The organism is Enterobacter adelaidei, from assembly GCF_041937165.1.
Lineage (GTDB): Bacteria > Pseudomonadota > Gammaproteobacteria > Enterobacterales > Enterobacteriaceae > Enterobacter > Enterobacter adelaidei.
Map to the genome: position 1 here is coordinate 1,985,178 of NZ_CP154353.1, position 14,569 is coordinate 1,999,746.

The following is a 14,569-nucleotide window of genomic DNA, read 5'->3' on the forward strand; positions in this document are numbered from 1 at the left end:
AAACGAGGTAAAAAGCTATTTGCGCAATGGAATATTCCGTTGCGCAAATGAATTACAGTAGCGTGTTAATCCCGGCGATAAGGCGTTGAACCCCTTGTTCCAGCTTGCTGCGCGGGCAGCCAGCATTCAGGCGCACGAAGCCATTTCCCTCTTTGCCGTAGGTATTTCCTGGCATGATGGCGACTTTTTGCTGCTCGATCAGCACTTTTTGCAGCGCCCGGTCGTCAATGTTCAGTGGGCGCAGGTCAATCCAGGCCAGATAGGTCGCTTCTGGCGGCTGCCAGTTCAGTTTCGGAAAAGCGCTGTTTATTTCCTGCGCGATATACGACAAATTTTCTTCCAGATAACGCCGCAAGGCATCCAGCCACGGCTCTCCCTGCTGATAGGCGGCGATATGTGCCGTCAGTGCCAGCACGGAAGGGGAAGAGAGTCCGTCCCGGCCTTTCAACGCGCTAAGATAACCGTTACGGCTTTCTTCATCACCAATCAGGCCGTAAGCGCCGGTCAACGCCGGAATATTGAAACTTTTCGAACCGGAGGTGAGAAGCGCCCATTTGCCCCGTGCTACCGCGTTCCACGGCGTGTGACGACGATCTCCCCACACCATGTCCATATGTATTTCATCGCTGATCACCGCCACGTCATAGCGTGCGCACAGTTCCGCCATGTGGGTCAACTCATCCCGCGTCCAGACCTTGCCGGTCGGGTTTTGCGGGCTGCACAGCAGCAAAATTTTGTTTTCAGATTTTGCAAGGGCCGCTTCCAGTGCAGCCATATTTCCCTGCCAGCCTGCGGCATGCTTTTTCATCTCGACGGGCACCACCTGACGAGCATTGCCTTCAATGGCTTTGTAAAACGCATCGTATGCCGGGGTGTGTACCACCACGCCGTCGCCGGGGTTTGACCAGAGACGAATCAATTCAGAGACCATATAAATGACTGAAGGACCATAAACGACGGTTTCCGTATCAATCTGGCTGTTAAACCGCTGCTGGAACCAGTGCGCGACGGCGGCCAGGAACTCCTCGTTCTTCCAGCGGCTATAGCCAAACACGCCGTGATGAATGCGCTGTTGCAGCGCATCGGTAATGCAGGGGGCGGTGGCGAAATCCATATCCGAGATAGTGAAGGGCAGCAAATCGGCCGCGCCAAAACGGTCGGCGACGAAATCCCACTGTGTACACCAGGTGCCGTGACGATCCACGACGGGAGAAAAATCAAACATGACGTGCGTCCTTAAAGTAAAACCCCCTCATGGTGAGGGGGCTGAGGCATCAGGCTTCTACTGTTCGCATCAGGGTTGCCAGCTCATCTTTCACCGACTGTACCTGAGGGCCGATAACCACCTGCAAATTGTGCTGATTTAACTGTACCACGCCGATGGCCCGATTGGCTTTCAGGGCGTTGGTGTCTACTTTCGACATATCCGCCACCGACAGACGCAGGCGGGTAATGCAGTTATCCAGAGAGGTGATGTTATCCGCACCGCCCAGCGCCGCCAGAATAGCAGGGGTGTTATAGCCGGATTTACCCACGGTCCCCGCAACCGCCTGCTCAACATTGCTGGCTGTATCGGTATCACGACCCGGCGTTTTCAGATTAAAGCGGGTGATGGCGAAGCGGAAGATTCCGTAGTACACCGCGAACCAGATAGCCGCCACGACCGGCACCAGATACCACTTGGTGGACAGGCCGTGCAGAATACCGAACACCACGAAGTCGATCACGTTGCCGTCGGTATTCCCGATGGTGACGCCCAGCACCGCCATCACGGTAAAGCCCAGACCGGTCAGCACGGCGTGGATGAGATACAGCACCGGTGCGACAAACAGGAACAGGAATTCGATTGGCTCAGTGGTACCACCTACCACGCAGGCGATCACCCCGGAAATCAGCAGGCCCTTAATTTTATGACGATTTTCCGGGCGTGCACAGTGGTACATCGCCAGCGCGGCGCCAGGAAGACCGCCGAGGAAGGCAGGCATTTTCCCCTGAGACAGGAAGCGGGTTGCGCTTTCGGAGAAGCCGTGGGTAGTCGGGCAGCTCAGCTGTGCCTGGAAGATGGTCAATGCACCGCTCACGTCGTGACCGCACACTTCCATGGTGCCGCCTGCTTCAGTGAAGCGAATCAGGGCCACCAGGATATGCTGCAGGCCAAACGGCAGCAGCAGACGTTCGCCGGTACCGAAGATCATCGGTCCAAAATCTCCCGCGCCGTTAATGATACGCCCAATGCCGTTGATACCCATCGCAAAGACTGGCCAGATCAGCGGAATGATCAAACCAAACAAACCCATTACCACCAGGGTAACAATCGGCACAAAGCGGGTACCACCGAAGAACGCCAGCGCATCCGGCAGACGGATATTGTGGAAGCGTTCGTGCAACATCCAGATGATCACCCCGGCGATCACCGCACCGAGGATCCCGGTATCAATAGACTGGATACCAATCACGCTCTGAATGTTGTTGGCTTTCAGCACCGCAGCGTCGGTGGTAGGCAGAATGCCTTTCGCGGTCAGCCAGAAGTTAACGGCCAGGTTCATCACCGCGTAACCCACAAAACCGGCAAACGCGGCCACGCCTTTATTCTCGCGCGCCAGACCCAGCGGGATAGCAATACAGAACATCACGGGCAGGAAACTGAAGGCAAAGGAGCCGACCTTACTCATCCAGATAAAGATCGCCTGCAGCACTGGCGCGCCGAGGAATGGGATCAGCGTGATGACGTCTTTACTGCTGAGTGAACTGCCGATCCCGAGCATGATCCCGCAGAACGAGAGGAGTGCCACGGGCAGCATAAAGGTTTTACCCAGTTGCTGGAAAAACTCCCACAACGATATTTTTTGTGCTGCTTTCGCCGTCATAAAACGACTCCTTTATTGTTAAAATCAGTTTATCTGCTTCAATGCTGCGAGAAGATAAAACGTTTTATCAAAGTTTAGTGCGCGCTAAATCACATTCTCAGGCTTTGACTGGTAGTATAAAGATAACGTATTGATAAAACGTTTTACCGATCTCATTTCAGGGAGTCACGCCGACACATGGCTGTAGCGAAAAAAATCACCATCAACGATGTTGCGCTGGCGGCAGGTGTTTCCGTCAGCACCGTTTCTCTGGTGCTTAGCGGGAAAGGGCGGATCTCTCCTGCGACCGGCCAGCGGGTGAACGAGGCGGTTGAACAACTGGGCTTTGTGCGCAACCGCCAGGCATCGGCGCTGCGCGGTGGGCAAAGCGGGGTGATCGGTTTGATTGTTCGTGACCTGACGTCTCCCTTCTATGCAGAACTGACCGCAGGGTTAACCGAGGCGCTTGAAGCGCAGGGACGGATGGTCTTTCTGCTGCACGGCGGTCGTGAGGCCGATCAGCTGCTTTCCCGCCTGGATATGTTGCTTAACCAGGGGGTCGACGGGGTGATCGTCGCCGGTGCGTCAGGCGTGGGCAGTGAGCTGTGTGAACGTGCCGCCGAAAAAGGCGTGCCTTTGGTGTTTGCCTCGCGCGCCAGTTACCTGGATGAGGCTGATACGCTGCGCCCGGATAACATGCAGGCCGCACAAATGTTAACCGAACATCTTATTCGTCGCGGTCATCAGCGCATTGCCTGGCTCGGCGGCAAAAGTTCGTCCCTGACCCGGGCCGAGCGGGTAGGCGGCTACTGCGCGACGCTGATTAAATACGGCCTGCCATTCCACAGTGAATGGGTCGTTGAGTGCGAATCCAGCCAGAAGAAAGCGGCGGAAGCGATAAGCGCGTTGTTGCGCAGCAGCCCGACGATCAGCGCCGTGATTTGCTACAACGACGTGATTGCCATGGGCGCCTGGTTTGGCCTGATCCGCGCCGGGCGTCAGAGCGGCGAGGGCGGGGTAGAAACCTTCTTCGGCCATCAGGTGGCGCTAGGGGCATTTGCCGACGTCGGCGAAAACGCGCTGGACGATCTTCCAATCGTCTGGGCCACGACGCCCGCGCGGGAGATGGGCTACACGCTGGCAGACAGGATTATGCAGCGCATCGAGAATACGGATGTCCAGGCCGGGCACCAGATTGTGGCGGCGCGGTTGGTGACGGTGAAATAGACTCCTCTGCGCCACCCGGCAATAAAAAACCCCTCTAGCGAGGGGTTTTCGTTGTTTACTGCTGAGGTGCAGCCGGTTCGGTTGGTGCTGCCGGTTCAGCCGGGTCCGGCATCCCCAGAGCCGGCATACCAAACATGCCGACGAAGTCTTCCAGCGGCATTTTGTCGCCGTTAAGCGTGACCTGGCCGTTGGCGTACTGCAGGCTGGTGGAAATCGTGTTGTTCTCCACCTTGGTGATGCGGAACATCTGGCCCATCGCCGCCAGGCCTTTCACCTGCTGGTTCGCCAGCTTGCCGGCGTCTTCATCACCGTAGCCTTCCAGTTTCGCAATTTGGGTCATAAACTCGGTTGCCATCTCCATTGGGATGGTCAGCTTGCTGTCGAGCGATTTCACGCTGCGATCCACTTCCTGTGCCAGCGTTTGCGGTTCACCCGTGGCAGTTGCCGGATCTTTCAGGAAAAGAGACAGGTTGAAGTTGGTTTCGCCTTTGCTGTTTTTCCAGCTCAGTGGCGCAACGGTTATCACCGGCTCGCCTTTCAGCAGGATCGGCAGGTTATTGAACAGCACCGCTATCGCCTGCTGCTGATATACCTCAGGGTTCTGCTGCAGTGCGGTATCGGTCAGCAGCGCCTGGCTCTCTTTGCTGTATTTCTGGCTAAACTCGTGCCACGCCTGGCCGTCGATATTGCCGATCTTCAGAGAGAGTTTGCCGGTGCCCAGATCCTGATTCTGCACTTTCAGGCTCTTCAGCGTGTAGTCCAGTTGAGTATTGATACTCTTACCGTCTTTGGAAACGTCAGATTTGCCGTTGACGTCCATGCCTTCCAGCACGGCCATCTCTTTTCCTTCAACCGCAATGGCAACCTTATCGAGAGACAGTTTTTGATCGCCGATACGCTCTTTAAAATCGGTCATTCGGCTATTGCCGTCGGCTTTCAGATTATTGAAGGTGAGCTGAACTTTCTGGTTGTATTCATTGACGGCATTGACCAGGCCACTTTCCGCTTCACCCGTCAGGGAGAACACGTTTCCGTCGCGGTCAGCATCAAGCTTGAAGTTACCGCCGCTGAAGGCGACTTTCTCATTCTCTTTCTCGTAGTTCAGCGCTTTCAGAGCAATATCGGAACTCGTGTCACCGGCATAGCTGATGCGAGTGTTAATCTCGAAAGGTGATTCATTCTTCGCCAGGTCGAACAGCGGTTTGGTCAGGTCGTTGTTCACCAGTACGGTGTGAACGGATGCCATCGACGGGATCAGGTTAAAGGACTTCAACTGCGCCAGAGGCAACGGACCGTGGCTGACCACTTCATCCAGCACCACACTCTGGCCCGATTTCAGCCAGCCGTTTTCAGTACCGGCAACCGGCTTCACCACAACCTGCATATGGCTGGTAAATACGCCGCGCTGATAATTCTGGTAGCTCAGCTCAAGACCTGCTTCCGGCGCGCTGCGTTTAAGCTCGCTGTTAGCCTGCGCCACCATCTCAGCCAGACGGCCTTCCAGCTGTTTCCCGGTAAACCAGGAGGCACCTGTCCAGACCACGCCTAACGCTACAATCACTCCAACCGCTACGACCGATTTTTTCATTGCGACTATCCCTAAAATGAAACCAGGCGGTAGACACCGCCCGGAGATATAAAGCCAGCAACTAGCTTAGCAAGAGTTGTTAAAAAATTCAGTAAGTCCCTATAGCTTATTAAAAACGCGCGCCAGGCGGCCTTTACCGCTAATGCTAACCGGAGATTCATTGGCCGCAACGAAAGCCGACTCGCCCGGCTTGAGCACCAGACGCTGTTCTCCCTTATGCAGCACCGCTTCGCCCTCTACGCAGAACAGGATCGCCGCGCTCTCCTGCGCGATGGTCGTTTCTGTCTGGCTCAGGTCGTGCAGTGAGAAAGCAAAATCCTCAACCGGGATAGGGAAGTCCAGCTCTGCGCCTTTTTTCACCGGCTGAGTCAGCAGCTCGCCGGCAGGTTTCGCCACGAACTTCACATTGGCAACCAGCTCAGGAATATCGATGTATTTCGGCGTCAGACCCGCGCGCAGCACGTTGTCGGAGTTGGCCATTACCTCCAGGGCGACACCCTGCAGATAGGCGTGAGGCGTTTCGGCAAACAGGAACATCGCTTCGCCCGGGTTCAGCTTCACCACGTTCAGCAGCAGCGGAGAGAACAGTCCGCTGTCGTCCGGGTAGAATTCGGAAATCAGGCGGATAGTCTCCCACGGTTCACCTTGCTGCGTGTTTAGCGCTGCTTTAAGCACCGCCAGCGCGTGCGATTTCTCTTCACCCTGCATGTTAAGCAGGCTGGCAAACAGCTGGCTCAGCGCGTCTGCGTTTTGGTTTTCGAGGAAGTGGGCGATAGCCTTGCTGGCACCCGCGACCGGTTGCAGCAGGGAAATGATCTCTGAAAACTCGCGGAACGCATTCATCGCCAGGAACGGGGTCAGCGCAAAGACCAGCTCCGGCTTATGGTTAGGATCTTTGTAGTTACGCTCGGCGGCATCTAACGGAATACCTGCTGCGTTCTCTTTGGCGAAGCCAATCTCAGAGGCTTTCTTGTTCGGGTGAACCTGAATGGAGAGCGGCTGGTCGGCGCACAGTACTTTAAACAGGAACGGCAACTCGCCAAAACGGCTGGCAACCTTGTCGCCCAGCAGCGCGCCTTTATCGGCATCAATGACGTCGCGCAGAGCGCGAATCTGGCCGCTGGCATCTTCAATTTTTGAGCTGCTCTTCGGGTGCGCCCCCATCCACAGTTCTGCCATCGGCAGGTTGTTCGGGTTAGCGATACCGTAGAGATCCGTTAACGCAGTTTTACTTCCCCAGGCGTAGTTTTGCACTGAGTTAATGAGTTTTTGCATTATCAAGCCCTGATTCAAATGTGGAATTAACTCCGGGTATTAAAGCAATAAACCACGTGGAAGTAACCTGCGGATGTAAAAAGTCGTACTAGTCTCAGTTTTTGTTAAAAAATTGTGTAGGATAAGCTGACTCGCTTTTAAGCGGGCAGCGGAACATCTGCCCAAATAATCAGACTGAAGCAGTAAGTGAGAGAACAATGTCGAATAAACCCTTTCATTATCAGGATCCTTTCCCGCTGAGTAAGGATCAGACCGAGTATTACCTGTTAACCCGCGATCACGTTTCCGTCTCTGAGTTTGAAGGACAGGAGATCCTCAAGGTCGATCCGCAGGCGCTGACGCTGCTGGCGCAGCATGCGTTCCACGACGCTTCGTTTATGCTCCGTCCCGCGCATCAGCAGCAGGTTGCCGATATCCTGAGCGACCCGCAGGCCAGCGAGAACGATAAATACGTTGCCCTGCAGTTCCTGCGTAACTCAGACATCGCGGCGAAAGGCGTTCTGCCGACCTGTCAGGACACCGGCACGGCAATCATTGTCGGTAAAAAAGGCCAGCGCGTCTGGACCGGCGGCGGTGACGAAGCGGCGCTGGCGCACGGCGTCTACAACACCTACACCGAAGATAACCTGCGCTATTCGCAAAACGCGGCGCTGGATATGTACAAAGAGGTTAACACCGGTACCAACCTGCCTGCGCAGATTGACCTCTATACCGTAGACGGTGACGAGTACAAATTCCTCTGCATCGCCAAAGGCGGCGGTTCAGCCAACAAAACCTATCTTTATCAGGAAACCAAAGCGCTGCTCACCCCGGGCAAGCTGAAGAATTACCTGGTTGAGAAGATGCGCACCCTCGGCACCGCGGCGTGCCCGCCGTACCATATTGCCTTCGTGATCGGCGGTACCTCGGCTGAAAGCACGCTGAAGACCGTCAAGCTGGCCTCAACCAAATACTACGATGGCCTGCCAACGGAAGGGAACGAGCACGGCCAGGCGTTCCGCGACGTGCAGCTTGAGCAGGAATTGCTGGAAGAAGCACGTAATCTGGGCCTGGGGGCGCAGTTTGGCGGCAAATATTTTGCTCACGACGTGCGCGTGATCCGTCTGCCGCGTCACGGTGCATCCTGCCCGGTCGGGATGGGCGTGTCCTGCTCTGCGGATCGCAACATCAAGGCCAAGATCAACCGCAAAGGTGTGTGGATCGAAAAGCTGGAAAACAACCCAGGTAAGTACATTCCGGAAGAACTGCGTAAAGCAGGTGAGGGTGAAGCGGTTCGCGTTGATCTGAACCGTCCGATGAAAGAGATCCTGGCGCAGCTTTCCCAGTATCCGGTGTCTACGCGTCTCTCACTGAACGGCACGATTATCGTGGGGCGCGACATCGCGCACGCGAAGCTGAAAGAACGTCTGGACAATGGCGAAGGGCTGCCGCAGTACATTAAAGATCACCCGATCTACTACGCTGGCCCGGCGAAAACCCCGGAAGGCTACGCCTCTGGCTCGTTAGGCCCAACCACGGCAGGGCGTATGGACTCGTACGTTGACCAGCTGCAGGCCAACGGCGGCAGCATGATCATGCTGGCGAAAGGCAACCGTAGCCAGCAGGTGACGGATGCCTGCCACAAGCATGGCGGTTTCTATCTGGGCAGCATCGGCGGCCCGGCTGCCGTGCTGGCGCAGGGCAGCATCAAGAGCCTGGAGTGCGTGGAATACCCGGAACTGGGTATGGAAGCGATCTGGAAAATTGAAGTGGAAGATTTCCCGGCGTTTATCCTTGTGGATGACAAAGGCAATGACTTCTTCAAGCAGATCCAGTCCTCCCAATGTTCGGCGTGTGTAAAGTAAGCTAAAACTCTGCCGGGTGGCGTCAGTTCCACCCGGCATAATAAAGAGCGCACAAAGCGCCATACGGTAATTCAGAAGCCATCAATACTTATCTCTTAAGCATGTGAGCAATCCCATCTTTGTTATCAAGGAGAAAGTAATGACAACGCATCGTCGCGAGACAGATTCTATGGGCGCGATCGACGTCCCGGCCGACAAACTTTGGGGCGCACAAACCCAGCGTTCGCTGGAACACTTCCGCATCTCAACAGAGAAAATGCCCGTTTCGCTGATTCAGGCGCTGGCGCTGACGAAACGCGCCGCAGCCAAAGTGAATCAGGACTTAGGGTTGCTGGCTTCAGAAAAAGCCTCGGCCATCATCAGCGCGGCTGACGAGGTGCTGGCAGGCAAGCACCCCGATGAATTCCCTCTGGCCATCTGGCAGACCGGTTCCGGTACGCAAAGCAACATGAACATGAACGAAGTGCTGGCAAACCGCGCAAGCGAGCTGCTGGGCGGCGTGCGCGGTATGGAGCGTAAGGTTCATCCGAATGATGACGTCAATAAGAGCCAAAGCTCTAATGATGTCTTCCCGACGGCAATGCACGTGGCGGCTGTCATCGCTCTTCGCGAGCAGCTTATCCCGCAGCTGAATGTGCTGAAAAAGACCCTCAACGAAAAAGCGCAGGCTTTCCGCGATATCGTCAAAATTGGTCGTACTCACCTGCAGGACGCCACGCCGTTAACCCTCGGACAAGAGATTTCCGGCTGGGTGGCGATGCTGGAACATAACCTGAAGCACATTGAATACAGCCTGCCGCATCTGGCGGAGTTGGCGCTCGGCGGTACGGCGGTGGGGACCGGGTTAAATACTCACCCTGAATACGCGGTGCGCGTGGCGGAGGAGCTGGCAAACATCACCGGGCAGCCGTTCGTTACGGCACCCAATAAGTTCGAAGCGCTGGCGACCTGCGATGCGCTGGTCCACACCCACGGTGCGCTGAAAGGGCTGGCGGCCTCGCTGATGAAAATCGCCAACGACGTGCGCTGGCTGGCCTCGGGCCCGCGCTGCGGCATCGGTGAAATCAGCATCCCGGAAAACGAGCCGGGCAGCTCCATCATGCCGGGTAAAGTGAACCCGACCCAGTGCGAAGCCATGACTATGCTTTGCTGTCAGGTGATGGGCAACGACGTGGCCGTTAACGTGGGAGGCGCATCCGGCAACTTCGAGCTGAACGTCTATCGTCCAATGGTGATCCACAACGTTCTGCAATCCATTCGGCTGCTGGCGGACGGAATGGAGAGCTTTAACGAGCACTGTGCGGTAGGCATTGAGCCAAACCGCGAGCGCATCAGCCAGTTGCTCAACGAGTCTTTGATGCTGGTGACCGCGCTCAATACCCATATCGGCTACGATAAAGCCGCCGAGATTGCCAAAAAAGCGCATAAAGAGGGGCTGACGCTGAAAGCCTCCGCCCTGGCGCTGGGCTACCTGACGGAGGCGGAGTTCGACGCCTGGGTTCGTCCGGAAGCGATGGTCGGCAGTCTGAAATAATCATCCCGCCACATAAAGGTGCAGCCGCGGAATAATCAGCTGTAGCGGCTGCGCCTGAGGTCTGTAACGGTGCTGGATATTTTCAGCATCGTAATTCAGAAGTTCACCGATATCCGGCACGATAGCACCCCGATCGTCATCGTAAAGCGCAATCAGCGGTGTCGGACAGGCATACTGCACCTGTTTCTGTTGACCGGAATACCAGACGCGGGCGATAGGCTGGACCTTCACCGGGCGCTTTATTTTGAGGCGCGTGTCCGCCGGTAGCGAGGCGATGCTGTGATACTCCTGCTCCAGGCGTTCAATCCACTGTTCCCGCGACCACGGTGCCACGGTGCGCGGCGTCTTCAGACTTTTTTCCAGTTGCGCCAGAATCTCATCCTTGGTGAAGTTTTTAATGATGTGCTTATTGGCCCAGCCGAAGCGCAGCGTGGCGGGATGACGCAATACCGTCAGCGTGCGATAGGCATTCAGGGTAATCAATCCCGGAAGCTGACGATGCACCCACTCGAACCGGGCAGCAGGGGCCAGGCCTGACTCTTCGGTGATGATCTTTTCAAATGCCGCTTTCAGAGTGTTGATATACGTAATCTGACCTTCCAGCGCTTCACGCGTTGTCGTATCGGTTTGCAGGCAGATCACGCCAGGCAGACGAACAGCCGCCTTACTGCTGCGTTGTTCTGACTGCTGCTGAATAAAAAGGTGACGATAATGTTTTAATGCCAGTTCAAATGCGGCTTTGCCGATGTGCTGTTTCACGTCGATGGTATCCAGCGGATCGTGTTCAGCCCCTTTGGCTACATCCGGTAGGGTAAAGACGCGCGCGGCCAGCAGGCGGCAGGTTTGCAAGCGTTCTGTCAGCGTAAGTAATTCATGTTCTATTTCGCGAAAGGTGCTGTTGAGCCTTTCGATGAGATCGTAAGTCGCCATAAATATACTCATTAGTTACAACATACTTATCATATAGCACAGCACGCTGGGTCAGGCCAGCGTGCGGTTTAAGTCAGGCAGGAACGGGAAGGGCGATGTTATGGTATACCGGCCAGCTAAAGCAGAAGCGCGCGCCACCGAGTTCGCTCTCCTCGCAATGCACCGTTCCGCCCATCGCCTGTGCGATAGAGTAGACAATCGCCAGCCCCAGGCCGCATCCGCCAGTGGCGCGATCGCGGCTGGGATCGAGACGCACAAACGGTTCAAACACCGTTTCTCGCGCTTCCGGGGCTATCCCCGGCCCGTCATCCTCCACCGTCAGACAAGCCTGATTGCCCTGTAAATCCAGTCCAATCTGCAATGTGCTTTCGCTGTAACGCATGGCGTTGTTGAGCAGGTTGTCCAGCACGCGCTCCATCAGGCGCATATCCAGAGCACCATAATCACCCGAGGTAACGCGGGTCAACAGCGTGCGTTGTGGGTTCACGCTCTGGACATCATCAATGTGAGTTTGCAGCCAGTCAGGCAGATCCGGCGTGCTGAGGTTCAGCTCGTTCTGCGGGCGGTCGAGGCGCGCGTAGGTCAGCAGCTCCTCAATCAGCGCTTCAAGCTGGCCAATATCGCGATTCAGAGCCTGAGATTCCGCTTCCGTCAGATTCTCGCTCATTTCAAGACGATAGCGCAGGCGAACCAGCGGCGTCCGCAGCTCGTGTGCAATCCCGTCGATCAACTGCTTCTTACTGGCGATTAGGGCATTGATGTTATCGGCCATCTGGTTAAAGGCCACGCCCAGACGTTCAAAGCTGGAACCGCTGTCGAAGTGAATACGTTCGGTAAAATGTCCCTCGCCAAAACGCTGTGCGGCGGATTCCAGTTTCAGCATGTCCTGCCAGTGTGGCCGCATCCAGATAAAAACCGGAAACGCGAGTGAAATGGCGATAAAGGCCATTAGGGCCATATCCAGCAGACGCATCTGGTGCAGATAATAGAGGTAGGGCACCGGCCCGACGGCCAACACGTAGTGGCTGCGTGGAATACGCTGGATAAAGGTATATTTCTCATCCAGCGCGACAATGTCTCCGTCGCGAAGACGCTGCATGGCACGCGCGTCCAAATCGAAATCTTTCAACGGCTCAATGCGTAAATCAAACGACAGGTTCAGATCCAGCTCTTTCAGGGTTTTTGCCCAGTCGTGCGGTGGGATCTCTCTCAGCTCGCTGCGCATCAGATACAGCGAGCTTTTCATCAGGTCATCCAGCGACTGCCTGCCTGCACGTTCGGCAGTGAATTTATAGACCAGCCCGACCAGCATGGTCATCACCAGGAAGCAGACAAACAGCAGAAGATAAAACTGCACAAACAGCTTTTTCATTAACGATTCCGGATGATGAAATAATCAGGTTTCCCAGGCGTGCGGGGCAAACAGGTAGCCTTTGTTACGCACGGTTTTAATGCGGTACGGCTCGGTGGCGTTATCCTGCAGCTTTTTGCGCAGGCGCGATATCGCCACATCAACGCTGCGATCCATGCCGTCATAACTTACTCCGCGCAGGTTTTTCAGCAGCGCATCGCGATCCATGATTTGCCCGGCATGTGTTGCCAGCTCCCAAAGCAGGTCAAAATCTGCTGTCGAGAGCGCAATAAGCTCGTCGGAAAGCAGTACCTGACGGTTGATCGGATCAATGGAAAGCGTACCAAAACGCATCGCTTTGTGCGGCGTCAGCGACGGAGCAGGCGCTTCGCGTTCAATGCTGGCGTGCTGGCGTAAATGAAGACGCAGGCGCGCGAGCAAAACGGCAGGCGGTGTGGTTTTCAGAATGTAGTCATTGGCACCCATCTCAAGCGACAAGATATGGTTCATATCGCTGTCCAGCGAGGTGAGCAGGACGATAGGACCGTCCCAGCGGGCGCGCAGGTCGCGGCAGAGCGTCATGCCATCTTTTCCTGGCAACATGATATCCAGCAGTACCAGGTCCGGGTTTTCACGCACGACGACCTCTTCGGCGCGATCGCCACGAGGCTCAACAATGACGTCCATATCATGTTTACCCAGATAGGCGGCGATCAATTGCCCGACTTCGGGTTCGTCTTCAACATAAACAATCTTATTCATACAACGTCTGTTATCGTGAAAAATGTCAACATACACCGCAGAACCTTAACCTTCCATTAATCTTTCAAAATTAGCATCAGTTCCGTTATTCTGACTCATATTGTTACTTGATTGTTTCAGGAAAGAAAAAGTATGGGACTGGTGATTAAAGCCGTGCTTGGGGCGCTGGTGGTGTTACTGATTGGCATTCTGGCAAAAACCAAAAATTATTATATTGCCGGGCTGATTCCACTCTTTCCGACTTTTGCGCTCATTGCACACTATATTGTGGCCTCTGAACGGGGCACAGAAGCATTGCGAACGACCATCGTGTTTGGCATGTGGTCTATCATCCCGTATTTCCTCTACCTGTTATCGCTCTGGTATTTCACCGGTTTTCTGCGACTTCCCCTGGCGCTGAGCGGGGCAGTGGTCTGCTGGGGGCTCAGCGCCTGGGTGTTAATCTTTTTCTGGAGCCGTTTTCACTAGCGCAGCGGGCGGCCTCCGTCTACGGCAAAGGTTCTGCCGGTAACGTAGCAACTGGTGAGCAGGTAATCCACAAGGTCGATCACCTCTTTTTCGCCTGGGGCGATTTTCATCAGCGACTTGTTCAGCGCCTGCTGGCGATACTCCGCATCATCGGTTTCGTTAAATAAAATCATTGCCGGAGCGATGGCATTTACCTTCACCTCGGGCGCGAGTTTGCGGGCAAACGAGCGCGTCATGTTATCCAGCGCGGCTTTACTGGCTGCATAGGCAATGTGCTTGTCGCTGCCACGCTCCACCACATAATCGGTGAAATGGATAATGTCACCCGCAGCATGCCCGTGGCCGCGCAGCAGATCCTGCAGCGCGTGATTAAGCAAATAGGGCGTATTAACGTGGATCTGTAACATGGCAGAGAGCGTTTCGCTGAGCGACGTGCCGGGCTTTTCGGCACACCAGGCACTGGCGTTATGGATAACGGCACGTAGCCCCGTCGTGGTGGACTTCACCTTATCCGCAAAGGCCAGAATGCCTTCATCGGTTGAAAAATCCGCCTGAATGCAGACAGCTCCTGCTTTCCGTAATCCTTCGACAGAGGGATATTCAGTACGATAACTGACGATGACCGGATGGCGAAGGTTGAGAAAATGATGGGCAAGGGCGAGGCCGATACGGCGGCCTCCACCGGTAATCAGTATTGGGTGAAGCTGTTCATTTCCCATCGTATTCTCCTTTACAGTTCAACAA

12 protein-coding genes are annotated in these 14,569 nt (G+C 55.3%); 4 read left to right on the forward strand and 8 right to left on the reverse strand.

Annotation, left to right across the window (positions count from 1 at the left end; genetic code table 11):
- Window positions 1-52 precede the first annotated feature (52 nt).
- Complete coding sequence (locus tag AAHF05_RS09765) at window positions 53-1,225, reverse strand: MalY/PatB family protein (RefSeq protein ID WP_129325335.1); 1,173 nt, start codon at window positions 1,223-1,225, stop codon at window positions 53-55.
- A gap of 49 nt (window positions 1,226-1,274) precedes the next feature.
- Window positions 1,275-2,867 (reverse strand): maltose/glucose-specific PTS transporter subunit IIBC, encoded by a 1,593-nt coding sequence (malX, locus tag AAHF05_RS09770; protein ID WP_128347950.1) that lies wholly within the window; start codon window positions 2,865-2,867, stop codon window positions 1,275-1,277.
- Window positions 2,868-3,044: 177 nt separating this feature from the next.
- Here malX and AAHF05_RS09775 point away from each other — a divergent pair, with 177 nt between their 5' ends.
- The gene (locus AAHF05_RS09775; RefSeq protein WP_049006298.1) at window positions 3,045-4,073 is read left to right on the forward strand and encodes a Mal regulon transcriptional regulator MalI; all 1,029 of its coding nucleotides are present in this window, start codon (window positions 3,045-3,047) and stop codon (window positions 4,071-4,073) included.
- A 55-nt stretch (window positions 4,074-4,128) separates the two neighbouring features.
- Here the strand turns inward: AAHF05_RS09775 and AAHF05_RS09780 are convergent, their stop codons facing one another.
- Window positions 4,129-5,661: a YdgA family protein gene (locus AAHF05_RS09780; RefSeq protein WP_332615029.1), complete on the reverse strand. Its 1,533-nt coding sequence runs from the start codon at window positions 5,659-5,661 to the stop codon at window positions 4,129-4,131.
- A 99-nt stretch (window positions 5,662-5,760) separates the two neighbouring features.
- The gene (gene manA / locus AAHF05_RS09785; protein WP_134707602.1) at window positions 5,761-6,936 is read right to left on the reverse strand and encodes a mannose-6-phosphate isomerase; all 1,176 of its coding nucleotides are present in this window, start codon (window positions 6,934-6,936) and stop codon (window positions 5,761-5,763) included.
- 197 nt (window positions 6,937-7,133) lie between these two features.
- Here manA and fumA point away from each other — a divergent pair, with 197 nt between their 5' ends.
- Together fumA and fumC are read left to right on the forward strand one after the other, a co-directional pair.
- A complete protein-coding gene (gene fumA / locus AAHF05_RS09790) occupies window positions 7,134-8,780 on the forward strand; it encodes a class I fumarate hydratase FumA (protein ID WP_129325329.1) in 1,647 nt (548 codons plus the stop codon).
- A gap of 139 nt (window positions 8,781-8,919) precedes the next feature.
- Window positions 8,920-10,314, forward strand: coding sequence for a class II fumarate hydratase (gene fumC, locus AAHF05_RS09795; protein ID WP_129325327.1), 1,395 nt, complete (start codon window positions 8,920-8,922; stop codon window positions 10,312-10,314).
- Here fumC and tus read toward each other — a convergent pair whose 3' ends face one another.
- From tus to rstA, 3 genes are all read right to left on the reverse strand, one after another.
- Complete coding sequence (tus, locus tag AAHF05_RS09800) at window positions 10,315-11,244, reverse strand: DNA replication terminus site-binding protein (protein WP_129325325.1); 930 nt, start codon at window positions 11,242-11,244, stop codon at window positions 10,315-10,317.
- Window positions 11,245-11,317: 73 nt separating this feature from the next.
- Window positions 11,318-12,616 carry a two-component system sensor histidine kinase RstB gene (gene rstB, locus AAHF05_RS09805; protein ID WP_129325323.1) on the reverse strand — a complete coding sequence of 433 codons (1,299 nt, stop codon included), beginning with the start codon at window positions 12,614-12,616 and terminating at the stop codon, window positions 11,318-11,320.
- A gap of 24 nt (window positions 12,617-12,640) precedes the next feature.
- Window positions 12,641-13,357, reverse strand: coding sequence for a two-component system response regulator RstA (gene rstA / locus AAHF05_RS09810; RefSeq protein WP_028017325.1), 717 nt, complete (start codon window positions 13,355-13,357; stop codon window positions 12,641-12,643).
- 132 nt (window positions 13,358-13,489) lie between these two features.
- Here rstA and AAHF05_RS09815 point away from each other — a divergent pair, with 132 nt between their 5' ends.
- Window positions 13,490-13,825, forward strand: coding sequence for a GlpM family protein (locus AAHF05_RS09815; protein WP_023335472.1), 336 nt, complete (start codon window positions 13,490-13,492; stop codon window positions 13,823-13,825).
- Here AAHF05_RS09815 and folM read toward each other — a convergent pair.
- A complete protein-coding gene (gene folM, locus AAHF05_RS09820; protein ID WP_049006290.1) occupies window positions 13,822-14,544 on the reverse strand; it encodes a dihydromonapterin reductase in 723 nt (240 codons plus the stop codon). The genes AAHF05_RS09815 and folM overlap by 4 nt on opposite strands.
- Window positions 14,545-14,569: the final 25 nt, after the last annotated feature.